General features: G+C 61.5%; 24 protein-coding genes. 11 read left to right on the top strand and 13 right to left on the bottom strand.

Annotated features, from left to right (window positions below; genetic code table 11):
- Nucleotides 1–272: 272 nt before the first annotated feature.
- Nucleotides 273–1,730, top strand: coding sequence for a mannitol dehydrogenase family protein (locus GR183_RS16765; protein ID WP_160776829.1), 1,458 nt, complete (start codon nt 273–275; stop codon nt 1,728–1,730).
- Between the two features lie 21 nt (nt 1,731–1,751).
- Entirely contained in the window at nt 1,752–3,158 is a 1,407-nt protein-coding gene (gene uxaC / locus GR183_RS16760) for a glucuronate isomerase (protein ID WP_160776828.1), read from the top strand.
- Between the two features lie 16 nt (nt 3,159–3,174).
- Here uxaC and GR183_RS16755 read toward each other — a convergent pair whose 3' ends face one another.
- The 5 genes from GR183_RS16755 to GR183_RS16735 all read right to left on the bottom strand — a co-directional run bounded on the left by GR183_RS16755 (nt 3,175) and on the right by GR183_RS16735 (nt 6,382).
- Complete coding sequence (locus GR183_RS16755; RefSeq protein WP_160776827.1) at nt 3,175–3,774, bottom strand: uracil-DNA glycosylase family protein; 600 nt, start codon at nt 3,772–3,774, stop codon at nt 3,175–3,177.
- Between the two features lie 124 nt (nt 3,775–3,898).
- Nucleotides 3,899–4,288: a VOC family protein gene (locus GR183_RS16750; protein WP_160776826.1), complete on the bottom strand. Its 390-nt coding sequence runs from the start codon at nt 4,286–4,288 to the stop codon at nt 3,899–3,901.
- Nucleotides 4,289–4,324: 36 nt separating this feature from the next.
- Nucleotides 4,325–4,666: a cupredoxin domain-containing protein gene (locus GR183_RS16745; protein ID WP_160776825.1), complete on the bottom strand. Its 342-nt coding sequence runs from the start codon at nt 4,664–4,666 to the stop codon at nt 4,325–4,327.
- A gap of 1 nt (nt 4,667) precedes the next feature.
- On the bottom strand, nt 4,668–5,201 hold the full coding sequence (locus GR183_RS16740; RefSeq protein ID WP_160776824.1) for a DUF4142 domain-containing protein: 534 nt from the start codon (nt 5,199–5,201) through the stop codon (nt 4,668–4,670).
- A 254-nt stretch (nt 5,202–5,455) separates the two neighbouring features.
- Nucleotides 5,456–6,382 (bottom strand): AraC family transcriptional regulator, encoded by a 927-nt coding sequence (locus tag GR183_RS16735; RefSeq protein WP_160776823.1) that lies wholly within the window; start codon nt 6,380–6,382, stop codon nt 5,456–5,458.
- A 298-nt stretch (nt 6,383–6,680) separates the two neighbouring features.
- Here GR183_RS16735 and GR183_RS16730 point away from each other — a divergent pair, with 298 nt between their 5' ends.
- Genes GR183_RS16730 through GR183_RS16720 form a run of 3 tightly spaced genes read left to right on the top strand, consistent with a single transcriptional unit; the run spans nt 6,681 to nt 10,066 of the window.
- Nucleotides 6,681–7,760 carry a type III polyketide synthase gene (locus GR183_RS16730; RefSeq protein ID WP_160776822.1) on the top strand — a complete coding sequence of 360 codons (1,080 nt, stop codon included), beginning with the start codon at nt 6,681–6,683 and terminating at the stop codon, nt 7,758–7,760.
- Complete coding sequence (locus tag GR183_RS16725; protein ID WP_202396180.1) at nt 7,754–8,260, top strand: isoprenylcysteine carboxyl methyltransferase family protein; 507 nt, start codon at nt 7,754–7,756, stop codon at nt 8,258–8,260. Before GR183_RS16730 ends, GR183_RS16725 begins: the two co-directional genes overlap by 7 nt.
- A gap of 51 nt (nt 8,261–8,311) precedes the next feature.
- Nucleotides 8,312–10,066 carry an adenylate/guanylate cyclase domain-containing protein gene (locus tag GR183_RS16720; RefSeq protein ID WP_160776820.1) on the top strand — a complete coding sequence of 585 codons (1,755 nt, stop codon included), beginning with the start codon at nt 8,312–8,314 and terminating at the stop codon, nt 10,064–10,066.
- 226 nt (nt 10,067–10,292) lie between these two features.
- On the opposite strand, the gene GR183_RS22025 is transcribed toward GR183_RS16720, so the two are convergent.
- Nucleotides 10,293–10,511: a GDCCVxC domain-containing (seleno)protein gene (locus GR183_RS22025; RefSeq protein ID WP_160776819.1), complete on the bottom strand. Its 219-nt coding sequence runs from the start codon at nt 10,509–10,511 to the stop codon at nt 10,293–10,295.
- Nucleotides 10,512–10,516: 5 nt separating this feature from the next.
- Complete coding sequence (locus tag GR183_RS16710) at nt 10,517–10,765, bottom strand: hypothetical protein (protein WP_208999892.1); 249 nt, start codon at nt 10,763–10,765, stop codon at nt 10,517–10,519.
- Between the two features lie 176 nt (nt 10,766–10,941).
- On the opposite strand from GR183_RS16710, the gene GR183_RS22205 reads away from it, so the two are divergent.
- Both GR183_RS22205 and GR183_RS16700 read left to right on the top strand, forming a co-directional pair.
- Nucleotides 10,942–11,331, top strand: a complete 390-nt coding sequence (locus GR183_RS22205) for a MerR family transcriptional regulator (protein WP_160776817.1) — start codon at nt 10,942–10,944, stop codon at nt 11,329–11,331.
- Nucleotides 11,332–11,458: 127 nt separating this feature from the next.
- Nucleotides 11,459–13,213 carry an adenylate/guanylate cyclase domain-containing protein gene (locus tag GR183_RS16700; protein ID WP_160776816.1) on the top strand — a complete coding sequence of 585 codons (1,755 nt, stop codon included), beginning with the start codon at nt 11,459–11,461 and terminating at the stop codon, nt 13,211–13,213.
- Nucleotides 13,214–13,266: 53 nt separating this feature from the next.
- Here GR183_RS16700 and GR183_RS16695 read toward each other — a convergent pair whose 3' ends face one another.
- From GR183_RS16695 to GR183_RS16680, 4 genes are all read right to left on the bottom strand, one after another.
- Nucleotides 13,267–13,629, bottom strand: coding sequence for a YybH family protein (locus GR183_RS16695; protein WP_160776815.1), 363 nt, complete (start codon nt 13,627–13,629; stop codon nt 13,267–13,269).
- A gap of 206 nt (nt 13,630–13,835) precedes the next feature.
- The gene (locus tag GR183_RS16690; RefSeq protein ID WP_160776814.1) at nt 13,836–15,191 is read right to left on the bottom strand and encodes an adenylate/guanylate cyclase domain-containing protein; all 1,356 of its coding nucleotides are present in this window, start codon (nt 15,189–15,191) and stop codon (nt 13,836–13,838) included.
- A gap of 9 nt (nt 15,192–15,200) precedes the next feature.
- The gene (locus GR183_RS16685; protein WP_160776813.1) at nt 15,201–16,985 is read right to left on the bottom strand and encodes an adenylate/guanylate cyclase domain-containing protein; all 1,785 of its coding nucleotides are present in this window, start codon (nt 16,983–16,985) and stop codon (nt 15,201–15,203) included.
- A gap of 291 nt (nt 16,986–17,276) precedes the next feature.
- Nucleotides 17,277–17,570, bottom strand: coding sequence for a hypothetical protein (locus GR183_RS16680; protein WP_160776812.1), 294 nt, complete (start codon nt 17,568–17,570; stop codon nt 17,277–17,279).
- Between the two features lie 495 nt (nt 17,571–18,065).
- Between GR183_RS16680 and GR183_RS16675 the strand changes: the two genes are divergently transcribed.
- Genes GR183_RS16675 through GR183_RS16665 form a run of 3 tightly spaced genes read left to right on the top strand, consistent with a single transcriptional unit; the run spans nt 18,066 to nt 21,357 of the window.
- Complete coding sequence (locus GR183_RS16675) at nt 18,066–19,382, top strand: efflux RND transporter periplasmic adaptor subunit (protein ID WP_160776811.1); 1,317 nt, start codon at nt 18,066–18,068, stop codon at nt 19,380–19,382.
- Between the two features lie 11 nt (nt 19,383–19,393).
- A complete protein-coding gene (locus tag GR183_RS16670; protein ID WP_160776810.1) occupies nt 19,394–20,128 on the top strand; it encodes an ABC transporter ATP-binding protein in 735 nt (244 codons plus the stop codon).
- Nucleotides 20,125–21,357 (top strand): ABC transporter permease, encoded by a 1,233-nt coding sequence (locus GR183_RS16665; RefSeq protein WP_160776809.1) that lies wholly within the window; start codon nt 20,125–20,127, stop codon nt 21,355–21,357. The genes GR183_RS16670 and GR183_RS16665 overlap by 4 nt, the downstream gene beginning before the upstream one ends.
- A gap of 203 nt (nt 21,358–21,560) precedes the next feature.
- Here the strand turns inward: GR183_RS16665 and GR183_RS16660 are convergent, their stop codons facing one another.
- Together GR183_RS16660 and GR183_RS16655 are read right to left on the bottom strand one after the other, a co-directional pair.
- The gene (locus GR183_RS16660; RefSeq protein ID WP_160776808.1) at nt 21,561–21,866 is read right to left on the bottom strand and encodes a hypothetical protein; all 306 of its coding nucleotides are present in this window, start codon (nt 21,864–21,866) and stop codon (nt 21,561–21,563) included.
- A gap of 358 nt (nt 21,867–22,224) precedes the next feature.
- Entirely contained in the window at nt 22,225–23,088 is an 864-nt protein-coding gene (locus GR183_RS16655) for a formate/nitrite transporter family protein (protein WP_160776807.1), read from the bottom strand.
- A 166-nt stretch (nt 23,089–23,254) separates the two neighbouring features.
- On the opposite strand from GR183_RS16655, the gene GR183_RS16650 reads away from it, so the two are divergent.
- Complete coding sequence (locus GR183_RS16650) at nt 23,255–25,132, top strand: glycerophosphodiester phosphodiesterase (RefSeq protein WP_160776806.1); 1,878 nt, start codon at nt 23,255–23,257, stop codon at nt 25,130–25,132.
- The last annotated feature ends 6 nt before the right edge of the window (nt 25,133–25,138 follow it).

Raw genomic sequence — 25,138 nt, 5'->3', positions numbered from 1 at the left:
GCCGCGGTGGGGCATTCGCGGGAAGTCTTGCTGTCACTCGCGGTGATTTGCAAGCCGAAGTTCCCACCCAAGGGCGCTTATGGTCGATCGCGCTTCCATGCCGCTTTGTGCGAGGCGCGAGCGTCATTCACTGCCTGACAAGGACGGCACATTCATGCGACAACGAAACGGTTCGTCGTTTGCTTCTCGCCGGGGAAACGCGCGATTTGCCGTTATCGGCGAGCGAGCGCGTTCCGGCGATACCGTTCCGTTCGAGATTGAGTGAGAAATCCATGTCCCGATCAGCCGAAGACGCAGTGCTTCGCCCGTCATACGACCGCAACAGGCTGAAACCGCGCATTCTTCACATCGGATTCGGAGCCTTCGTGCGGGCGCATCTGCTGGTCTATCTGGATGAGATCCTGCGCAAAACGGACGGGGATTGGGGCGTATGTGCCGTGCGGCTCAATTCGGGAGCCGAAGAACTCACCGAACTCGATACCGCCGATCATCTCTATACGGTTGCGGAAGTCGATGACGGGGGTATTACCGCGCGCACTGTCGGGGCGGTCGTCTCTACCTGTCACCCGAAGCGCGACGGCGCGGATGCGCTCTTCGCGCGGTTTGAGGATCCGGATCTTTCAATCGTCTCGCTCACGATCACCGAAAAGGGATATTGCCAGAAGGACGGTGAGCTCGATCCCGATCACAAGGGCATTCAGGCAGATCTCGCTTCGCCCGAAGCGCCGGGAACGGCAGTCGGTTATCTCGTGGAAGGCTTGCGCCGGCGAAAGGAAAGCGGGTTGGCCGGGGTCACGCTGCTTTCCTGCGACAACCTGCCGAACAATGGCGCCGTTTGCCGCGCCGTGGTGCAGGCATTCGCGGAAAGGCGCGATCCCGCTCTTGCACGCTGGATCGCCCGGAATGTCAGTTTTCCCTCGACGATGGTAGATCGCATCGTGCCCGCGCTCGACGATGAGGGTCGCGCTGTCCTGCACAGCGTTCTCGGCGATGAGGACGATCCGAACGGCATCGTCTGCGAGCCGTTCCGCCAGTGGGTCATCGAGGATGATTTTGCCGCGGGCCGGCCGGATTTCGAGCTGGCCGGGGCACAATTTACGGATGACGTACGCCCGTTTGAGGAAATGAAACTGAGGATGCTGAACGGCAGCCATTCGTTCATCGCCTATCTCGGCGCATTGGCCGGACATCAAACCGTCTCGGCCTGCATGAACGACGATCCGTTCCGTGCTGCCGCTTTCGACCTGATGATGAAGGAGCAGGCGCCGACGCTTTCGATGCCCGAAGATGTCGATCTGGATGCTTACGCGCGAGCGTTGATCGCGCGGTTTTCCAACAGTCGCCTGAAGCACCGCACGACCCAGATCGCATCGGACGGCAGCCAGAAGCTTCCGCAAAGGTTTCTCGAGTCCGTGCGCCATCACATGCGCTCAGGCGCGGACTGGCCGCGCCTCGCGCTCGGCATTGCCGGCTGGATGGCTTATTGCCGGGGGCGGGATGATGAGGGAAACCCGCTGCCGCTCAATGATCCGCTGGCGGAAAAGCTCACGGATATCGCCATAACGACGGAAGATGGAACGGAATATGTCCGCGAGATCCTGGAGCGCAGCGGTATTTTTCCGCCGATGCTTTCGGAGGATACGGGTTTTCGCACGCGTATTGCGGATGCCTACAAGGCGCTGCGCAAGCAGGGCGCGCGGAATGCCGTCGCCGCGCTTTCGTCCGACTGACATCAGAAGGGATCGATCGATATGCAGCCTTTTCTCGGCGCAGATTTCCTCCTGACGAGCGAGGCTTCGCGTCGGCTTTACCATGACGTCGCAGCCAGCCTGCCGATCGTCGACTATCACAATCATCTGGATCCGGCTCAAATCTCGGCCGATACGAAGTGGGACACGATAGGCCGTATCTGGCTTAAGGGCGATCACTACAAATGGCGGGCCATGCGCTGGGCCGGCATCGACGAGCGCCGCATCACCGGCGAAGCGGATTTCCGCGAGAAATTCGACGCATTCGCCGAAACCATGCCGCAATGCCTCGGCAACCCGCTTTACCATTGGTCGCATCTGGAGCTTTACCGCTATTTCGGTCTCGACGGCCTGATCTTCTCTCCGAAAACCGCGACCGAGGCCTGGGAGGCCGCCAATTCGAAACTGGCGGAGCCGGACTTCGGTGCGCGCGGGCTTCTTCGGCGGATGAAGGTCGAGTTTGTCGGCACGACGGACGACCCTTGCGATTCACTGGAGCATCATCAGGCGCTTTCGAAAGTCGAGGATCTGGGCTTTCGCGTCGTGCCCAGTTTCCGGCCCGACAAGGCGTTCAAGATCGAGCAGGATGGCTTTGCGGAATATCTGGAGCGCCTGTCGGCGACGTGCGGCGTGCGAATTGCCTCTTTCGACGATCTCATGGGCGCCCTGGAAAGCCGTCTCGATGCATTCGTCGCATCGGGATGCCGGGCTGCGGACCACGGTCTCGACGTCTTGCACATCGCCGATGATCTGGCGAAGGGCGATCCGAATTCGGTCCTGCGCAAGCGGCTTTCCGGCGCGACGCTGGACGAGAAGGATATCGCGGTATTCCAGACCGCGGTATTGGTCGGGCTCGGACGGGCCTATGCGGCGCGCGGTCTCGTCATGCAGATGCACATCGGCGCGATACGCAACAACAGCTCTCGGGTTCTGGCTGCCGTCGGGCCGGATTCCGGAGCGGATTCAATCGGTGACCGGCCGATAGCCGCGCCGCTGAATCGCCTGCTCGATCATCTCGACCGGACGGGCGAGCTTCCGCGCACCATTCTCTATTGCCTGGATCCTTCAAGGAACGAAGTCATCGCGACCGCCGCCGGCAATTTTCAGGACGGCGCGGTGCCCGGCAAGGTGCAGGCCGGTTCCGCCTGGTGGTTCAACGATCAGCTCGACGGGATGGAACGGCAGATGGTGCAGCTTGCGCAGATGGGGCTCTTGTCGCGCTTCGTCGGCATGTTGACCGACAGCCGCTCGTTCCTGTCCTTCCCGCGGCACGAGTATTTCCGCAGGCTTTTGTGCCGGATGGTGGGCAACTGGATGGATGAAGGCCATATTCCGCCGGACTTCGATCTGGCGGAAGGCCTCGTCCGCGACGTTTGCTACACGAACGCAAAGCGCTGGTTTCTGGACTGAACGGCACCGGGACCGGTCAGCCTATCAATTCGCCGACCCGCCCTTGCAGTTCCGGCAGGATCTCTTCTTCGAAGAAGGGGTTTTGCTTGAACCAGCGCTGGTTGCGCGGACTCGGGTGCGGCAAAGGCAGAACTTCGGGCCAGAACGCACGCCAGTTGGCCACGGTTTCGGTCAGTGACTTCGAGCGCCTGTCGCCCAGGTGCCAGTCTTGCGCGTATTGGCCGATGACGATCGTCAGATCGACTGATTCAAGCTTGGCAAGAAGCTTGTCCCTCCAGGCGGGCGCGCATTCGGCACGCGGGGGCAGGTCCCCGTTCTTCGATGTGCCGGGAAAGCAGAAGCCCATGGGCAGCACGGCGATCTTTTCCGTGTCGTAGAAGGTATCGCGGTCGACGCCAAGCCATTGCCGAAGCCTGTCGCCGGATGCGTCGTCGAAGGGAATCCCGCGCTCGTGGGCTTTCTTGCCCGGAGCCTGACCGGCGATCAGGATGCGCGCCTTGCTGCCGGCTTGCAGGATCGGCTTGGGGCCAAGCGGCAGGCCTTCGCAAATTGCGCAAGCGCGAACTTTCGCAAGCAGGTCGGGAAGGCCGGAATTTTGCGACGGATCGAGGGGCATCAACACTTCCGAACACCAGTGCGGGGGCTATTGCACCTTCGTGAGTTCAGGTGCCTCCACAAATGAATTTCCGCCGGATGTCCGGCGGAAATTCGCATATTCGCCTGGGAAACGGCCGCCGTTATTAAGCGGCGAAGCCGTTGTGGATCACTTCGATCTTGTTGCCGAAGGGATCGCGGGCATAGGCCGTATAGACATTCGGGATCGGATAAGCCTCGCGCGGGCCGGGAGCGCCTTCGTCGGAGCCGCCGTTGGCAAGTGCAGCATTGTAGGCAGCGTCTACAGCCGACTGGGAAGGAGCGACGAGACCGATGTGCGTGCCGTTGCCGCCTGTCGGGGCACCGCCGTCGAAGGGAAGTAGCAGCAGAAACTCAACGCGCGTCGTGCCATAAGCGGCAAACCCGTCGCCGGCGGCGAGACACTTCGCTCCGATGGCTTCCATGACGGCGTCATAGAATTTGCGGCCGGCTTCGATGCTCGGCACGCCGACGCTGAGATGATCGACGATGGACATTGAGATTGTCTCCCTTGGTTATGGGTAATCGCCCCGTCAGTTCGCGGTGACGATGATTTCCGCCTTCATGTGCGGATGAAAAACGCAGAAGTATTTCGACGTCCCGGCCTTTGTGAACTCGATCCGGGCCGACTGGTTCCTGACAAGCTCACCGGTATCCCAGAGAAAGTCGCTTTCCTCCGAGGCTGTGTGAGGCGCGATATCCTTGTTGACGAATTCGACCGTGTCACCTCGCTTTATCGTGAGGTTGGCGGGCACGAATTCGAACTTCTGGATGATGACCTGGTGCGTTTGGCCGGCATACGCGGCGCAACACGCAAGCATCAAGGAGAAAGCGGCGCCCGAAAGGGCGCCGCAGATCTGGCCGAAGCGGTGCATATTACGAGCCGCAGTGCAGGCCCGCGACCATGTTCTCGGCGTGCTTCTCGTGCGCCTTGAAGGTGACGAGAGCATCCTCGAGAAGAGCGGTCAGCGGCTCGACCGTCGTCCAGGGGATGAACTTGCCTTCGACGGTCTGGTTGACGATCTGGTGGTAGCCCAGTTCGTTCTGCGCATAGGCGCAGTCGAAGGCCTTGCCGGAAAGCTTCACGAATTCGGCGCGCTTTTCGGCGGCACCCTTGACGAGCGCCTGGCTCAGGCCGTTGTCCTGCGGTGTGACGTCGAGCTTCTGGATCAGCGCGACGGCTTCGTCGTTCACCGCGCTGTGGTCGCGGATCATGACGCTGGCGAACTCGCGCACTGCATCGTTTTCGCTGAGCGCGAGCGCGAGGTGAGCGTAGCGGATGTCGAGGTTGCCGGCCGTGTAGGCGGTGTGGGCGATCTCCAGATCGTTCATCTTCTCTTCGGCGAAAGCCGGAGCGGTAAAGGAAGCGGCGACGACCGCGGCTGCGGCAGCGATTTTGATGAGCTTCATAGCGTTGGTTCTCTCTCTGTGTCCTGAGTTTTCTCGAACGCCGGGCAACTCGAAGCCTTTTGTTTTTATCGGTACGATTGCCTGCCTGATATTCGGGGCGTTCTGAATGCCCTCTTCCCATCAGGCCGGCTGTTCGTCTTGCCGGCGTCCGATGGGGGGAGAATGCTCAAGACCGGACGATCCATCAATAACCGCCGATTAGTCTGAGAGTTTTCGCAAAGCCATTGGGACGGGACGCAAAGTGCGTCGGGACTTTATGCAATGTTGCGCCTGTATTCCGTGGGCGGAAGGCCGAATTTTCCGGAAAATGCGCGGCTGAAGGCGGCCGGAGACTGATAACCGGTCTGCATTGCCACCTGCTGGACGGAGCATCGGCAGTCATCCAGCAGCGACAGGGCTTTTTGCAGGCGCCAGTCCGAAAGATAAGTCATCGGGCCGGTACCCATAAGCTCGCTGAAACGTTCGGCAAAACGGCTGCGCGACATGCCCACTTCCATAGCGAGGCTCTCCACCGTCCAGGGCTCGGCGGGTCTTGAGTGAATGAGCTGCAGGGCTCTGCCGATATGCCTGTCCCGGAAAGCGGAGAGCACCATCTGCAACTCCTCGCTCTGGCCGATGCCGACGCGCAAAAGCTCGATGAAGACGATCTCCGAAAGGCGGGTGACGGCGGCGGTGGAGCCCATCTCTTCCGAGAAGACGCGCTGGACGACGAGGCGCAGCATTTCATCGAGCCATGGTTCGCGGGCTCGCACCGAGGCGGAGGTGACGAGATAGTCCGGCAGGGCGCGCAGGATCGGATGATCGGCGCCATTGCGGAACGTATAGTGGCCGCAAACCATTTGCGTCGTTGCGTTAGGATCACCCTCGCCGACGACCAGGACGCCATCTCCCCTGTATCCGGCATCCTTCAGTACGGTTTCGAGGGCAGGCGCGGTTTCGCAAGCGGCATCGGCCAGAACATGCTGGCGCCCGCGCGGGATCAGCACCAGGTCGCCGGGACCGAGGTCGACCGCGCGATCGTCGGGAAACTGGACGTGGCAGTGGCCCTGGACGACGAGATGGAAACGGGCGGCCTGGTACAAATCGGGTACGGTGACGGACCAGGGATCGGAAAAATCGGTGCGGAAATAAAGCGCGCCCTTCAGATTGAGGGTATCGAGAATATCGTTCAGGACGTCCATTCCTGCCTCCCGCAGTGTTGATGTCGATCCCGACGGATCGGACGATGTGCAAAGAATATTGCCTGTGAGGGCGTCGAACTACGAATTTTCCGTATCTTCCCAAGATTGTGATTGATCGCGGAGGGCGTTGCGCGCCGGGCCGCGAGGAAAAATCCGCAAGCATGAAAAACAATTCCCGCGGGGCAAATAAAAGTAAGCGAGAAATCCGCCGGCTTCACTGCCCGGGAGCTCGCGGGCATTCACCGACGTTTGATCGCGCGCCTGATCCCCATGCGCCGGACGAGGCGTAGAATGGGCCATGAACGAAGACCTGCTCCAACGCATTCACTCCTGGCCGGCGCTTGGCGGACTGGCAACGGCGACGCCCGCTCATTTCCTGAAACAGGATGAGGCAGCGGCCCGCGCCGGGGATATCTTCGGGCCCGAATTTCCGGATTTCGAAGCGCTGCGTCCCGTCTTCGTCAATTCAGGGATTGAAAAACGCCATCTCGCGATGCCGGTAGAATGGTACCTGGAGCCGCGCGACTGGTCGCAGCGGACGGATGCCTATCTGACAGTCGCGACGGAACTCTTCGTTCGCGCTGCCCGCGAGGCGCTGGACAAGGCGCAAGTGACTGCGGAAGAGGTCGATGCCGTCGTAACCGTAAGCTCGACGGGCATCGCGACACCTTCTCTGGAGGCGCGGGCAGCCGCCGACCTGGGCCTCAGGAGCGATATCCTGCGCGTTCCGGTCTTCGGGCTCGGGTGTGCGGGAGGAGTGAGCGGACTTGCGCTGGCAAGCCGGCTGGCGAGTGGCGAACAGGGGCTTACCGTGCTGGTCGTCGTCGTCGAACTCTGTTCCATCGCCTTTCGCAGCGACAAGCCGACCAAGGCCAATATCGTCGCGACCGCGCTCTTCGGCGACGGGGCGGCGGCCGCCGTGATCGGGCCCCGGCGCAAGGAGGCGCAATACACGGTCGGTCCCGGCACACAGCACATGTGGCCGGACACCCTCGGCATCATGGGATGGAACGTCGATCCGAACGGGTTCGAGGTCGTCTTCGACCGCGCGATTCCGCCGTTCGCCAGACGCCACATGCGCGGGGCCATCGAGGGATTTCGCGAGCGTTTGTCGATCGAGCCGGGGGAGGTGGCGAGATATCTGTTCCATCCGGGCGGCGAAAAGGTGCTGCAGGCGATAGAGGCGGCGATGGAATTCGAGCCGGCAAGCCTCGCCCACGAGCGCGACATCCTGCGCGACTTCGGCAATATGTCCGCGCCGACCGCTCTTTTCGTGCTGGAGCGCGCGCTTCAGTCGGGCGAAGCGGGACTTTCGCTTCTCACCGCGCTCGGCCCTGGTTTCACTGCCTCCTGCATCCCGATAGGGCGCGCCTGGTGACGGCGGCAATCGTCCTCTTGGCTTTCGTCACGCTGCAACGGTTGGCCGAACTTCTGCTTTCGCGCAAAAATACGCAGCGCCTTGTCGAAAAAGGCGGCGTGGAGGTATCTCCCGCCCACTATCCGCTGATCGTCGCGCTTCACGCGGCGTGGCTCGGCGGATTGTGGATCCTGGCGTGGTCGGCGGAAGTGCGGGTGTTCTGGCTTGCGGTTTTCGTGCTCCTGCAGCTTTTCCGCATCTGGATCATCGCGACGCTCGGCGAGCGCTGGACGACACGGATCGTGATATTGCCGGGAGCGCCGCTGATCCGTTCCGGTCCCTATCGTTTCCTGAAGCACCCGAATTATCTCGTCGTCGCCCTGGAAATCGCCGTTTTGCCGCTGACGTTCGGTCTTGTGATCTATGCGATCGCGTTCTCCTTGCTGAATGCGGGCGTTCTGGCCGTGCGCATCAGGGCGGAGAATGCCGCGCTGAAGAAATGCCGGGTACAGCGCGAGTGACTAGCTTACCGCAAGGTTATTCAATACAATCCGCCCATGTCAGAAAAGCGTATGAACCGGCGCCTCGCGGCCATCCTCCTCGCGGATGTGGTCGGCTATTCAGCCATGATGAGCGCCGATGAAAACGGCACGCTTGCCGCCCTCAAACATCACCGCGAAACGATCTTCGACCCGGCCGTGGCCGCGCACAACGGGCGCGTGGTCAAGCTCATGGGCGACGGCACGCTGGTGGAGTTTTCCAGCGTGGTCGATGCCGTCAATTGCGCGCTCGCCATCCAGCGGGCCATCAAGGCCGAGGAGGGCGCCGAGGGCGGACGCATTACCTTGCGGATCGGGGTCAACCTCGGCGACATCGTCATCGACGGCGGCGAAATCTACGGCGACGGCGTCAACGTGGCCGCGCGCCTGGAACCGCTTGCCGATCCGGGCGGCATCTGCATCTCCTCCATCGTGAACGAGAGCATCGGCGCGCGTACCGACGCCGTCTTTCGCGACGCCGGCGAAGTGCAGGTCAAGAATATCGGCAGGCCGGTGCGGGTGTGGAAATGGCACCCGGACATGGATGCGGGCGACTATGAAGCGCCCGCTCCCCAAGCCGAAACGACAGGCGCGAAGGCGGGCATGCCGTCGGTCGCGGTGCTTCCGTTCGACAACATGTCCGGCGATCCCGAACAGGAATATTTCACCGACGGAATTTCGGAAGACATCATCACCGATCTTTCCAAGGTTGGCGGCTTGTTGGTGATCGCCCGCAACTCCAGCTTCGCCTACAAGGGAAAATCCGTCGATATCCGCGATGTCGGGCGGGAACTTGGCGTGATGTCCGTTCTGGAAGGGTCTATCCGCCGCGCGGGAAACCGGGTCAGGATCAACGCCCAGCTGATCGATGCGCGCTCGGGCGGCCACCTGTGGGCCGATCGTTTCGACAGGGAACTGACCGATATCTTCGAGGTGCAGGACGAGGTGACCCGCAAGATCGTCGATGCGCTGAAAGTGACGCTGACGCCGACGGAAGAAGCGCTGATTACCGACAACACCGCGACGAGTGTCGAGGCGCACGACCTTTTCCTGCAGGCGAGGCAAGAACTCTCAGGCTCCAAGAACAAGGCATCCTTCGAAAAGGCGACGGCGCTGCTCAAGCGGGCCATTGATCTCGACCCCGATTACGGGGAGCCCTATGCCGGCCTTGCGCTGGCTTGCGTTTTCGACTTTCAGAACCGCTGGACGGACGATCCGGACAGGTCGGTCGATGTCGCCAGGCGGTACGCCGATCTGGCGATCGAAAAAGCGCCGAAAGACGCATATGTCCACCATATTGCGGCGATAGTGGCCGCATTCGCCAGGGATTTCGACCGAAACGCAAGGGAAATCGAAAAGGCGCTCGAACTGAGCCCGAATTTCGCAGCGGCGCTCGCCTCCAAAGGCGCTAACATGACCTTCAGCGGCAGGGCGGAAGAAGCATTCCCCTATCTTGAACGGGCAATGCGGCTCGACCCGCAGGGATCGGAACAATATCTGCATTTCATGGGTCTGGCGCGCCTTCTCCTGGGAAATTACGAGACGGCGGCGGCGGAATTCCGCGAACGGATCAGGCTCGTGCCGGACACCGACTTTTCGCGCGTCTACCTTGCCTCGGCGCTCGGCCATCTTGGCGAGATCGACGAAGCCCGCAAGGTCTGGGACGAGCTCATGGCGATCAACCCGGACTATTCCTTCGAGTCCCATATGAGCCGCGCCCCGTTCCGTAAGCTGGAGTATACGGCGCCCATATACGAAGGGCTGAAGAAGGCGGGTCTGGTGGGGTGATGAGGTCGAAGTGGGTAGCGTTAACGCCCGCCGAGGTTTTCAATGTCCGGATTGCCGCGAGGCCCCATGACCCCCTGATCAGGGTAAGGTTGAGTTGTGGAAGGCCCCGGCCCTAAAGCGCTTTCCGATCGGGTTGAAATGCATGATCGATAGGAAATCGCTTCAGGATCAATGCCTTGGGCATGTTCTTGTCGTTCGGTTTGATTCAACCTGACCGGAATATGCTCTAATTGCAGCAGCTGTCTCCGAGCTGGATCGGAGGGCAGGGGACAGTCGCATAGGAGCAGTAAACGCAGCAATCGCCCGGTTTGGGGGTCAAGACGGACTTGCAGGATTTACACTCGTAAAACCATTGGCAGGCGTCCGTCGGCATCGTTTCAGATTCGCTGTGGCCGCACTGCGGGCAGGTGATCGTGGTCTCGAGAACGGCGGTTCGCTCATTCATGGCGCTTACATCCAGGTCAAAAGGTGATCGTTGATGCGGGCTTCATTAAAGACAATGAGCCATGCCAGCGCGGTCAGAATGGCAGATCCCGCGATCCAAAGTCCAAGGCGGGTCAGCGAGCCCCGCCGATATGCCACTAGCCCGGCCAGCAAAATGACGGCGGTGGATAGCGCGAGAACGTAATAACTCGCGGCGGCGATCTTGCCAAAGACAGCCAGCCAGCTTCCCCCCAGGCCCAACAGGAGAAATATCATCGGCAAAACGCAGCAGGCTGCCACGCCAACCGCGGTGAGGGAACTCAAGTAGCTGAGGCGTATGAAGTTTTTCACGTCGATCCAATCTGCGGGCGCATGCGGTAGCGCATTGTCGTTTCATTGGAGAGCCAATATGCTTCCTGTAGTCGCTACAGGATCAAGGAGGGCTCGTTCACGTGTTTGCGATAGGAGAAGCGTCACGGCGAAGCGGAGTGGGGATCGAGACCATCAGATACTACGAACGCGAGGGAATTGTCCCGAGGCCGGAACGTTCCGCGAATGGACGCAGGGTTTATTCGACGGAAGCGATAGGGCTGCTCAAATTTCTGAAAAATTGCCGGAGCCTCGGGTTTTCGCTTGCCGATGCGAAGGCGCTGCTCGACCTGTCCGGTTCGGCCCGCTCGGATTGCGATGCGGTGCTCGATGTGAGCAAACGGCATCTGCGCGCTATTGGCGAGAAAATAGCCGAACTCCGCAAGCTGGAAGCCGCGCTGGAGGAACTGACCGCGAATTGTTCCGCCGGAAACACCGAGTGCCCGATGCTCGACACGCTGCGCAGGAGTTAGGCCTGCGGCGGAGGCTGTCAAGCGAACTATTCATTTGAAGCGCATGTGGAGCGTGCGCCGTTCGCGGCGGCGTAAATAGCTTTCCTTGCACAGTGGGAGTAATCTTGCGTTGGCCAGGAGGGCTTCAATGGAACGAAAGCTCACCGTCATTCTCGCCGCCGACATCGCCGGATACAGCCGCCTCGTCGCCGCCGACGAGGAAGGCACGCTTACGACGCTCAATGAATACCGCCCGGCGATCAGCGATCTTGTGGGCGAGCACGGCGGGCGCATCTTCGGCACCGCAGGCGACGGGCTCGTCGCCGAGTTTCCAAGCGCGGTGCAGGGCGTGCGTGCCGCTGTCATGATCCAGCGCGCGCTGCGCCGGCGAAACGCCGACCTCGCCCCCGAGCGGCGGCTGGAATTCCGCATCGGGCTTCACCTTGGCGATGTGGTCGTGGAAGGCGACGATCTCCTTGGCGACGGCGTTAACGTTGCGGCGCGCCTGCAGGAAGTGGCGCAGCCCGGCGGCATCTGCATTTCCGGCGCGCTTCGCGAGCAGATCGAGGGAAAGCTTGACTTTCCGCTAACGAACCTGGGCGAGCGGAACCTGAAGAACCTGCCCCGCCCGGTGTCCGTGCATGGGGTGGGCTGGCAACTTCCCGACCCGGTCGCGGCCGGTGCACTCGGCGGGCCGCTTACGGTTCCGGACAAGCCCTCCATCGCCGTGCTGCCCTTCCTCAACCTTTCGGGCGACCCGGAGCAGGAGTTTTTCGCCGACGGGGTGGCGGAGGACATCATCACCGCGCTTTCGCATTACCGCTGGTTCTTCGTCATCGCGCGCAACTCCAGCTTCGCCTACAAGGGCCAGTCGGTGGACGTGAAACGGATCGCCGGCGAGCTTGGCGTGCGCTACGTGCTTGAGGGAAGCGTGCGCAAGGCGGGAGGGCGCGTGCGCGTCACCGGCCAGTTGATCGACGCGGAGACCGGCGCTCATCTGTGGGCGGAGCGGTACGACCGCGACCTTGCCGACATATTCGCCATCCAGGACGAGCTGACCCAGAACGTGGTCGCGGCCATCGAGCCCGAGATACTGATGGGCGAGGGGCGAAGGGCGCTGGCCAAGCCGGTCGGCAACCTCGATGCCTACGAATGCTGCATGCGCGGCATGTGGCACCATCTTCTCGCCACCGAGGACGATGTCGCCGAGGCGATCCGCTGGTACGAGCGCGCGCTACAGCTCGCCCCCGATCTTAGCCGCGCCCATATGGGGCTGGCGCGCTCGCTCTGGGCGCGCTGCGTCTTCGGCTGGAGCGACGATATCTGCCGCGACAGGGCCGCGATGTGCGCCGCCGCGGAGCGGGCGCTGGCGCTCGACAACCGCGACCCCTACGCGCGCTATGTCGTTTTCGGCTGCCACATGATCCACGGCCGCCTGGAGCAGGCGCTGGCGGAGGCGCAGCGGGCGATCGATCTCAATCCGAACTTCGCAGTGGGCTTCATGGCGCTTGGCTGGGTGCGCGTGTTTCTCGGCCATTTCACCGAGGCGCTGGAGCCGCTTCACACCGCGCTGCGCCTCAGCCCGCACGATCCGATGGCCTATATGTTCCTCAGCCGCATCGCGCAGGCGCATTACCACCTCGGCAACTACGAGGAGGCGGTGCACCATGCGGAGCGCGCCCTGTCGCTGCGCCGGCTGCCCTTCATCCTGATCCTCCTGCTTGCGGGCCTCGGACAGCTGGGCAGGATGGACGAGGCGCGCGTGATCCTGTCCGAAGTGGAAGCGGCGGAGCCGGCCGACGCCGCCCACTACTGGAAGGTCAGCTACCCCTATGCCGAGCCGAGTCTACTGGCGCATCTCTACGAAGGGCTGCGCAAGGCGGGGTACACGGGCGCCCGGTAAGCCGGAGCGATTTTTATCTATCCGGGAAATCGGCTGCGCTTTCGGGGCCTGTGTCAGGCGTCGAAGTTCCAGATATCGCGATGGAGCCTCCAGCCTTCGCCGGTCTTGCGCCAGAGCACGATGTATTTGCCCTGAAGTGCGGTGTCTCCCAGGGAGCCGGCGAGCGTTCCGACCTCGCTCGCGGTATCGCCGAAATCCTGCACCTCAACGGTATTCAGTGCGACATTGGCAAGGCCTGCATCTATCGCGGCCTGCCAGTATGCCTGGACGCCCGACCTGCCGTCGACGCGGGGAGCGCCGGGCGCCATTACGGCGCAGTCGTCGGTATAATGGGCGGCGACTCCGGCCGCGTTTTTGGAGTTCAAAGCCGCGGCAAATTCGACGCCGATCCCGGCAATTTCATCTTTAAGAGACATCAGGCAACCTCCCCTGGTTTTATGGAATTTCCGCAATAAAATTTGTATTCAAGGCTGCAAGAAAGCTGGTCGGCACAAGGGTACGATACAATTGCCATTACGGCATCCAGGATTTGCCGAAGCATTCCCTTCGCAACCGAGATCGAACAAGACTGCGCGAACCGCCGCCAGGAGACGGGGCCGGGAGTGTCGTCAGTCAGGCGATATCACCCGACAGCCTTGATCGACAGGACCTTCACGGGGCGGGAAACCCCCTTGATTTCACGCTCTCCGAGATCGTCGAACTCGACCGGGAGGCTGCATTCGGCGACGAGCCTCGCTGCGGCCAGGATCTGGCCGTGCGCAGCATCGCCGCACAGCCGCGCGGCGAGGTTCACCACGCTGCCGACCGCCGTATAATCGAACTGGCCTTCGCTACCGACGAGGCCGAGCGTCGCATAGCCTGAAGCAAGCCCGATGCCGACGCCGAGGGAAAAGCCGAGTTCCTTCCATTTCTCGCATGCCTTCATCAACTCGCCGCGAAGGGCGACCGCAAGCCTCACCGCTTCGTCCGAGGCGTTTTCCACCGGCAGGGGATCGTTCAGCACCACCATCAGGCTGTCGCCGGCGCGGTTCGTGATCGTTCCGTTGTGGTCGCCGACGATCCTGCCGGCAAGATTGTGAAAGGTGTCCAGGACCTCCATCACCTCTTCGGGCTCGGCGGTTTCGGAAAATGCGGTGAAGCCCCTGAGATCGCAAAACAGCGATGCGATCTTGCGCCGGTGGCTTGAAAGAAGGTCCCCGCTTTCCTCATCGAGCACAAGATCGGCGACCTGGCCGGGAAGAAAGCGCCGCAGCATCGAATATCGCTCAAGTTCCCTGACCTGCGCCTCCACCCGGCTTTGCAGGGAACGGTTCATTTCAGCAAGCTCGTCGGAAAGGGACCTTGTCTTTTCAATAAGGCGCGCGTTCTCCAAAGCGACCACGCTGTGGTCTGCGAAACGCTTCAAGAGGGCGGCGTCACTTTCGGAAAACGGGTTTACCTCCTGCCGGTAAATCGTGAAGGCGCCGATCAGCTCTCCAGAAGAGAGCATCGGGACGGCGAGAAAGCTTCTCGCACCGCCCAGCTCGACAGTTGCAACGCGCAAAGACTCGCGGCTTTCGAAAATATTCTCTCCGGCGACATCCTCGATATTGACGGGATGCCTTGAGCGTTCGATACGGCCGAGGCCCGTGCCGGGAGCGGCCCGGAACCACCCCGCGTCTTGCAGGAAGTTCTCAAAAGGCTCCGGCACGCCCTTCATGTGATCGGCCCGAAAACCCTTGTCCGGACTGTAGTGATAGAGAATGCCGAGCTGTGCGCCGCACAGGTCGAGCGCGCCGTCGAGGATGGCTTCCACCGAAGCTTCCACATTGCCCGCGGACCCGGCGATGATCTCGATGATCCTGCCCATCGCCTTTTCCGCGGCTTCCGCGGCAAGCAGCTTGCGGGCCAGCGCGGCGGGATCGGACAGGTTATTCTGCTCCTCAGGAATGGTCGTTTCCTCACCTGGTCGAAAAGCGCTCCAACATGGAGCCTTCAAGGTTGCCTTTCATCCGTTCCCTTCGGGCAGGCCAAGCGCACGCAAGGCGTCGAGAAAACGCTCAAGATGCTCAAGGTTCTTGCTCGGGATATGGCGTGCGTCGGCAACCGTCGCGTTCGGCATGAGCTTCAGATATTCCGCCAGCGCGTTGCGGGCGGCTTCCTCGTCTCCCAGCATATGGAGGGAAACCGCGAGCTGACGGCGGAGCGACGGATTGCCCGGCGCGATGCGGCACGCGCGGCGGGCGAGCGCGGCGGCTTCCTCATAATCCTCAAGGGCATGATAGGCCCACCACAACGCCATGTACCAGAAGGGCAGAAACCCGTCGTGCGGGCTGAGGCGCACGGCCTGTTTCACCGCGGCGATCGCAAGGTCCGGCTCGTCGGCGCAGGCAAGCAAAGAGCCGCGCATGCCTATGGCGGCGGCGAAATGCGGGCTGATCGCCAGCGCGCGCTCGACGGTCTCAAGGGCTGCATCGAACTCGCGCGAGAAAAGCTGCGCGACCGCGAGGATCGTCAGGGCCATGGGGTCGTGCTCGTCGACCTCAACGGCCGACTGGGCGGTCGCCAGCATGGCCTTGAAGGATGCCGAGCGATCCGCGCTCCAGCCGTAAAACGCCTCGTAGAGATGGACCAGCGCAAGATCGGCGGCGCCGAGGCCGCTGCCGGGGGCAAGGTCCATCGCCTGCTGGAACAACCGGCGCGCCTCCAGCCCGTCCTCGCGCGACATGCGCCAGATATGGGCGCGCCCGCGCATGACGCATTCCCAGGCGCTGAGCTCGCCAGGATCCTTGCGCCGGGTCTTGCGGACCTCCGCCGAGACGAACTCCGGCGTCACGGCGGCGATGATGGCGTGGGCGATCTCGTCCTGTATGTCGAAGATATCGGTGATCTCGCGGTCGTAACGCTCGGCCCAGACATGGGCGCCGGTGGCGCTGTCGATCAACTGCGCGGTGATGCGCAGCCGGTTTCCCGATTTGCGCACGCTCCCTTCCAGAACGTAGGCGGCGCCAAGGTCGCGGCCGGCCTGCTTGATATCCACCGCGCGGCCCTTGTAGGTGAAGCTTGAATTGCGCGCGATCACGAAGAACCACGGCATGCGCGACAACTCGGTTATCAGGTCCTCGGCCATGCCGTCGGCGAAGAAATCCTGCTCCGGATCGCCGGACATATTGTCGAACGGCAGGACCGCGATCGAAGGCTTGTCGGAAAGCGCCACTTCGCCGCCGGAGCCCGAACCGGCAGGACCCGAAGGCTGCAAAGGCCCGGTTGCGCCAACCAGCAGCGCATAGACGCGCATCGGCTCGGAAATATTCTTCAGCTTCGTCTCGCCAAGGTCGCTCGTCTTGAGATCAAGGCGCGAGCGCACCTGCCGGTAGGCGTCTTCCGAAAGGCATATCGCGCCCGGCGTCGCCATGCCTTCGAGGCGTGCCGCGATGTTTACGCCGTCGCCCATCAGGTCGCCGTCGCTTTCCTCCACGACGTCGCCGAGATGAATGCCGATGCGGAAATCTATGCGGCGTTCGGGCGGCAGGCCGGCATTGCGCTCGACCATCGCGGTCTGAACCTCGATGGCGCAGCGAACGGCATCGACGACGCTGCGGAACTCCACCAGCGCACCGTCGCCCGTCCGTTTCACGACGCGCCCATGGTGGACGGCTATCGTCGGGTCGATAAGGTCACTGCGCAGCGCGCGCAGCCGGGCGAGCGTACGCTCCTCGTCGGCGCCCGCCAGCCGGCTGAACCCGGCCACATCCGCCGCAAGGATCGCGGCGAGCTTCCTCTGCTCCACCATTGGCTAGTTCTCCCAACGTGAATTTAGCATAGAGGAGATTTCTGGGGAGCGGTGCAGGCAACAAGGAGTTCGCTTGTCGGGGTGTGAAAAAAGAACCTGAAGCTGAATACGTAAAAAATCCTGTTGCAATCCGGTCTTGGGCTGCAACAGGATTTGAAGTTATTTACGTGTGGAGTCGCTTTTGTTAAAAGCCGCTACTTTCGCTCACTTGGAGGTGGAACAGCCGATTTCCGGCCGGGAACACCCCGGTATGAGTTCTTCGGTAAGCAGGAAAAAGTTCCCGCTGAATAATCAGCTGGGGTCGGTCCCCTTGCAGATATTATTGAGATATTCTCCGACCGTTTCCGGATCGTCGATTATAATGTTTTCAGTGATGAACTCTTTCGGGTTTTGTCCGTTGTTTTCCCTAATGAACTTGAAAAGGTCACCCGGATTTTTGAAGAAGTTAGGATCTCCATAGCCACAACCTTGGTTTCCGTTTCCAGGGTTTCCGGTGGATTGGCTATTCGCGTTGGGAGCTGCTAATGCGCTGCCTGTAAAACCGAAGATGATTGCGGCAGAGATCAAAATAGATGACTTCCTCATGACAAGGCCTCCCTGTATAATCGGACTTGAATTAATTATAAAGCAAGCCCATCCAAGCCTTATACAAGGATTGTATAAGGCTAATTTAGATCATTTCTGATCTAAATTAGTGATGTCAGTGATTAGGATTGTTATAAATCCACTTATAGCATTGTATAATGGGGAATCAAGTCAGTTAACCTTACGTAAATTGTTATTTTTGACAATATGCCCATATGCTGAAGCTTCCAGGCTGTAATGTGCCGCTGCAACATAAATCCGAAAAACCAGCGAAAACAGAAAGATCCGCTGAGGCAGTCCCTAATTTGCAGGCACCGACAAGCGTGAAACAGCTTCCAAGTTACACCGGTTCAGCGGTGCGTATTTTCTTTAAAACATTTGTCAGGCATGAAATAGCGAGTGCGCTATTGAGTTGTATGGTTGAGATATTAAGCTTGGACTCCACAAGCGGTTTCCATTCAGTACAGGGTAAAAGGGAACTCTATGCGGGCTGGAATGATCACCGCCATTTCGGTGGCATTGTTTGTCCTCGCCTATTTCGCTTTCGCCAGCGGCGGCGGTGAGAACGTCACCTACGTCACCGCGCCGGTAACCCAGGGACGGCTGCATGAGAGCGTGACCTCCAGCGGGACCGTGAACGCGGTGACGACGGTCGAGGTGGGCTCGCAGCTTTCCGGCCAGATCGATACCCTGCGGGCGGATTTCAACGACGCCGTACGAAAAGGGCAGCCGCTTGCCATCCTCGACCAGCAGAGCTACCAGGCGAGGCTCGCGCAGGCCAAGGCGGCGCTGGAGATGGCGCGAGCCGACATCCGCACCCAGGAGGCGGAAGTCCAGCGCGCCAAGGAAACCGTGCGGAAAACGGGGGCCATGCGCGCCGTCCTCGAAGCGCGCCGGGACAGTGCCAAGGCGAAGTTCACGGCCGCCGACAACGACCTGAAACGCAAACAGCGGCTTGGATCGGGGGGAACGGTTTCGGCAAGCACCATCGACGAGGTGCTGGCCGTTCATCTCGCCACGGCCGCCGAACTGCGGGAGGCGGAGGCCAATCTTTCCGCCCATGAAATCGATCTCGCCGTCGCGCGGGCCGAACTGTCCCGCGAGAAGGCGGAACTGCAGAACTCGGTCGCCGATATTCCGGAAAAGGAAGCGACGCTGAAACTTGCGGAAGTCGAGCTGGAACGCACCACCATCCGCTCGCCGATCGACGGCATCGTCATCGACCGGAATATCGATGCCGGACAGACGGTCGCGGCGAGCCTGGAGGCTCCGACGCTTTTCACCATCGCGCAGGATCTTTCGGAAATGGAGGTTCATGCGCGCATCGACGAAACGGACATCGGAAAGATCGAACTCGGGCAGAAGGCGGGCTTCCGCGTCGATGCCTACCCCAAACGCCGCTTTGCCGGCGAAGTGGTGCAGATCCGCAAAGCGCCGGAGGTCATCCAGAACGTCGTCACCTATACCGTCGTCATCCGCACGCGAAACGAGGCGTTGCTGCTGCTGCCGGGAATGACCGCGCTTGTCGAGATACTGGTCATGGAAAGCGAGCCGGCAAACCTTATCCCGACCGATGCCCTGCGCTACTCGCCCGACGGGCGCGCGCGCGCCGGGGCAGGGGGCGGCAAGAACACCGTCTGGAAGGTTGTCGACGGCGACCCCGAGCCGGTGGAAATCGAGACCGGGGCGTCGGACGCGCGAAGCACCGCCGTCCTTTCCGGCGCACTCGAACCGGGCGACGAGGTGATCGTCAACGAGATCGCCCAGCAGCCGACCCGCCGCGATATCTTCGGCGTCCGCCTCGGCTTCTGACGGAAAGGCCCATGAAGCTCGTCGATGCCCATAACCTGACGAAGACCTACGCTTCCGGAACGGGAACGCTGACGGCGCTCGACGCGGTGAATTTCTCGATAGGTGCCGGGGAGTTCGTCGCGATCATGGGCCCTTCGGGCTCCGGCAAGACGACGCTCATGAACCTGGTCGGCCTGCTGGATCGCCCCTCCGGGGGGCGGCTGATACTGGAAGGCGAGGATGTTACCGGCCTTTCGCCGGACCGTCAGGCGGGAGTGCGCAATGCCCGGATCGGCTTCATCTTCCAGTCCTACAATCTGTTGCCGCGCAGTTCGGCGATCGAAAACGTCGAACTGCCGCTCGTCTATGCGGGCATGCAACGCCGCGAGCGCCGCGAACTGGCGCGGCGCTTCCTATCAATCATCGGACTTTCGGGCCGCATGGATCATCTTCCCGCCATGCTTTCGGGCGGGGAGCAGCAGCGTGTCGCCATCGCCCGCGCGGTCGTCAACAATCCGGCACTTATCCTGGCCGACGAACCGACCGGCGCCCTGGACAGCACGACGGGCCGTACGGTGCTTGCGATTTTCCAGAAGCTGAACACGCTCGGCAAATCCGTGCTCATGGTCACGCACGATGAAGCGGTGGCCCGCCACGCAAGCCGGATCCTGCGCATCCAGGACGGGCGCATCGTATCGGACGCGGCCGTGGAGGACCGTATCTTCGCACGCGACGCGCAGCGCGAAGCAGCGGGGGCCGTATCGTGAACCTGCTGGAAAGCCTCAAGATCGCGCTACGCTCGCTCAGGGCAAATCCCGTGCGAAGCCTCCTGACGATGCTCGGCATCATTATCGGCGTCGCCTCGGTGGTGACCATGGTCGCAGTCGGGCAGGGGGCGCAAACGCAAGTGGCCGAACAGATCCGCACGCTCGGCTCCAACGTGCTGATGGTTCAGCCCGGCACGTCGAGACAGGGCGGCGCACGCGGCGAAAGCGGAAGCGGCCACACGCTCAGCGAAAGCGATGCGACCGCCATTTCGGAGCTTTCCCTCGTGGAGGCCGCAGCGCCGTCCATTCGCGGCAATGTCCAGATCGTGGCCGGCAACCGGAACTGGAACACCACGGTCAACGGTACGACGACGGCTTATTTCTTCATACGCGAATGGGCACTCGCGCAGGGGCGCTATTTCTCCGAAGGGGAAGAGGCATCCGCAGGCAAGGTCGCGCTGATCGGGCGCACCGTTGCCGAACAGCTTTTCGGCAATACCGAGGCCATCGGCGGATCCATCCGCATTCTTCAGGTGCCATTCAGGGTGATCGGCATTCTGGACGAAAAGGGGCCCTCGGGAACGGGCCGCGACCAGGACGACGTTGTCTTCATTCCCATTTCAACGGCAAAGCTGCGCCTCATCGGCAGCGCCCACCAGACCAACCGTGAAGCGGTCGCCTATATTCTCGCCAAGGCAAGGCCGGGCGAGGGAACGGAGCCCGCCGAACGGCAGATCGCAGACCTTTTGCGCCAGCGGCACAGGCTGCAACCCGGGGAAGAAGACGACTTCCTGGTCACCAACCCGGCCGCCGCGATGGCCGCCGAACGGGCGGCGACACGCACCATCGCCTGGCTTCTGGCGGCGATCGCCTCCGTATCGCTTCTCGTTGGGGGAATATCGATCATGAACATCATGCTGGTCTCGGTGACGGAGCGCACGCGCGAGATCGGCCTTCGCATGGCCGTCGGCGCGCGGCGGCGCGACATCCGCAACCAGTTTCTCATCGAGGCGCTGTGCCTGTGCCTGCTCGGCGGGCTGATCGGGCTTGTCTTCGGGGTCGCCGTTTCCATCGCCATCGCGCGGCTTGCGAACTGGCCGATCTTCCTCGCGCCGGAAGCGATGCTTGCGGCAATCGCCTTCTCCGGCGCCGTCGGCATATTCTTCGGCTACTACCCGGCGCGAAGGGCCGCGGCACTTGAGCCGATAGAGTGCTTGAGGAGTGAGTGATCAATAAACAGAAAGCAATATTGATCCATATTTTACGGGCTCAAGCGCGGTCAGTCTCAAGCAAATGTACAGTGCCAGCATCAAGTGCCCCAAGGCGGAACCCGCCTCGGGGCATTGTCTTGGCCAGTAATATTTCCGGATGGGAGAGGCAGGTTTAGCTTAACTTCAGATTCCATGTCGAAGTTACAGCATTCTGCATATGATCAATCCGGCGTACCGCAATCTCGAGCAATCCAATCCGCAACAACGTTCGGATTATCTTCGCCGAGATTGGTTTCGTTTCTCAACCAATCGAACAATTCTTTCCTTGTATAACCTCTATATTCTTCTTGTGCCTGGAAGTATTTTCCGGGGTTCTTTGCTACGACTTCACCATTCGTGTTTTCACACCCCTGGTTCCCGTTTCCCGGGTTTCCTGTCGTCTGAGAATTCGCATTCGGAGCTGCAAATGAGGCGCTCGACATGGCCAGCAGGCCAGCAGCGGCGATCGTCAACGTAAGCGTTTTCATGAGATCGACTCCCTTAAAATCACTCTATCGTGACGATTGCAGGTAATTATATTTCAATTATTGCCTGCAATCGAGAATACTTTATCAAAAATAAGTTAAAAAATGCAATTATATTGTTAATACTTTAATCAGATTTAGAAATCATTTTCCACGCCGTTCGCCGCTACGTAATTGATACCCAACACCTTTCGATGCGCTACTCACTTGCGCGAAATCGCGCATATTTCAAGCGAATGCATCTACGGCGGGCATTCGTATTTTTGACAATCGCTCTTCACGCCTATTCGGGGCGCCGGAACAGCGACTTCACAATGCGTCCTTGGAATTTTTGCGACTGCCATCAAACGCACAAGGGGCGTCAGTTCTTGCGCAGGTAAATAACCCAGTAGACACCGGCGACGAAGGCTCCGCCGCCGATCATGTTGCCGATAGTCACCGGCAGCAGGTTGGCGATCAGGCCGGCCGCCGTCACGCCTTCGGCGTCGTGCAGCATGGCGACGGGAAGGAAATACATGTTGGCCACCGAATGCTCGAAACCCAACGCGACGAAGGCGGCGATGGGAAAGACGATGGCCAGAACCCGGTCCGTCACGCTGTGCGAGGCATAGCAAAGCCAGACCGCAAGGCAGACCAGCACGTTGCAGGCAATTCCGCGCAATAGCGCTTCGCCGAACGGCAGACCGGCCTTGGCCGCGGCGATCGCATTCGCCGTTTCCGCCACACGCCCGCCACCGATCCCATAGGTGCCGGCGGCCCAGACCAGCAGGGCGGCGGCCACCGCGCCTGCGAAATTGCCCGCGTAAACCACGCTCCAGTTGCGCAGGAGTTCCCTCGTGGTGATCTTCCGAGCGGCAAGCGCCATGACGATCAGGTTGTTGCCGGTGAAGAGTTCCGCGCCCGCCACGACCACCAGAACGAGCCCGAGGGAGAATGCCATGCCGCCGATCCACCGGCCCACGCCCAATCCCGCCTGAAGATCGGTCATCACCAGCGTGTAGAGCATCGCGCCGATGGCGATATAGACGCCGGCCAGAAAGGCGAGGAGCGCCATGGGCAAAAGCGCCATGCGGGCTTTCCCGACCCCCACCTCTTCTACGAGTTCGGCGATCCTTCGGGGCGGATGGGCATCCACCGACAGGCTGGCGGGTGAAGGTTGACCCGGTGAAGGTCGGCCCGGTGAACGGTGGCTTGGTGTCGGCTCGGCGCGATAGTCGTCGTTCATCGGTCGGCGGCTCCGGCTTACTATGGGTCCATCACGTAGGGTTCATGCCAGATGCCAAGAATTTATAAACGAGTTACCGTGGTCATCAATTCAAGGGGGCCTGGAACAGACGACTTGACCTTTGCGAAATGATTAAAACGAGGGCCGGGAAGAGGTGCGAGATACGATGAAAACCGCTGCGCCGGCGCGTGAGGCGCTCGACTGTTACCGCAAGGCGCTCGGCTTCGTCTGGCCGTTGCTGACCACGTATCTCCTGGTTCGTCTCATCGTGCTGGCGGTCGTCGTTCCGCTCGCGAGCCTCATCCTTGCGCTCGCCATCGCGACGCAGGGACGCGACGCGCTGACGGACCAGGAAATCGCCTGGTTCCTGTTTACGCCTTCAGGCGCGGCGGCCGCGCTTGCCGTTGCCTGCCTGCTGATTGCGGGCGCCGTGATGGATATCGCGATCATGACCGGCATCATACGCCGGGGCGAACATGGCGCGCGCGGCGCGATCGCATTCGGGCTAGCGCTGATTTACCGGCGATCGGCCGCGCTGTTCGGCTTCGCGGCGCGCCTGACCTTGCGCATTCTCCTGATCGCCGTGCCGTTTCTTGGCGTGGCCGCCGCCATCGCCTTTTTCACGCTCGGGCAATACGACATCAACTACTACCTCACCTATTGGCCGCCCGACTTCGTGGTGGCGGCGGCAATCATCGGTGTGATCGTGCTGGCGCTGGCGCTGGTGCTCGTCTGGCGGCTGTCGGGCTGGGCGATATCGCTGCACCTTCTTTTCCTCCGCAACGCGCCGGCGGGGGAAGTCTTCCGGCGAAGCGCGGAACGGCTTGCCGGGCACAAGCGCGCGCTCGTCACGGCGATCATCGCCTGGGCGCTGGTACGCGGCGCACTCGCGGCGACGGTGGCGGCGATTGCCGGAGCGCTGATCAACATCCTGCCCGGCGCGTTCGGCGGGAACCTTCACCTGGCGGCCTCGGCCACGATTTCGATCCTGCTGCTTCTGGCGGCGGGAAATGCCCTGCTGTCGGCCCTTTCGAACGGCGCTCTCGCCGATCTTTTGAACCGCATCTACATGCGCGTGACGGAAGACGAAGCCCGACCGGCTGCCGATGTCGAGATATTCGCGGGCGAGCCTGCCCTCAGCTCGCCGATTCCGAAGATCGTCATTCCGGCGGGTCTGATTGCCGCCATCGCGGGCGGAATATATCTCGGCGGCGGCCTGCTGGACGAGATCGGCGCGGATCGCACCGTCGAGATCATCGCGCACCGCGGTTCCGCCGGCATCCGCCCGGAAAACACTATGGCCGCCGTGGAGAAAGCGATGGAGGACCGCGCCGACTGGGTGGAAATCGACGTTCAGGAAACCGCCGATGACGAGGTGGTCGTCGCCCATGACAGCGACTTCATGAAGCTCGCCGGTGTCGACATGAAGGTCTGGGACGCCACGATGGCGGATATCGGCGAAATCGACATCGGCAGCTGGTTCGATCCGGCCTATTCCGGGGAACGAACGCCGACGCTGCGGCAGGTGCTGCTTGCGGCGAAGGGGCGCGGCAAGGTGATCATCGAACTCAAGTACTACGGCCATGACGTCGACCTCGAAGCGCGGGTGGTCCGTATCGTCGAAGAAACGGCGATGGCGGATGACGTCGCCGTCATGTCGCTGGAATACGACGGCATCCGGAAGATGCAGGCGCTGCGCCCCGAGTGGCGCTATGGGGTGCTGGCGGCAACGGCGATCGGAAACCTCGCGGGTCTGGAGGCGGATTTCCTTGCCGTCAACACGGGGCAGGTTTCGCTTGGCCTTATCAGGCGGGCGCATGATGCGGGCAAGCAGGTCTACGTCTGGACGGTCGACGACCCTGTGACGATGTCGCGCATGATCTCGATGGGCGTGGACGGGCTGATCACCAACGAACCGGCGCTCGCAAGGCAGGTCATGGAAACGCGCAACGGCCTGACGGCCTACCAGCGCCTGGCGCTGTGGCTGAGCGACCGATTCCGCGTCGGCAGTTTCGATCTCGTCGCCGAGGAAAAGGATGCGTAACGGCGG

The organism is Stappia sediminis, from assembly GCF_009826895.1.
Classification (GTDB): domain Bacteria; phylum Pseudomonadota; class Alphaproteobacteria; order Rhizobiales; family Stappiaceae; genus Hongsoonwoonella; species Hongsoonwoonella sediminis.
The sequence above is the reverse complement of the archived record's forward strand: the minus strand, read 5'-3'. Positions and strand labels throughout refer to the sequence as shown.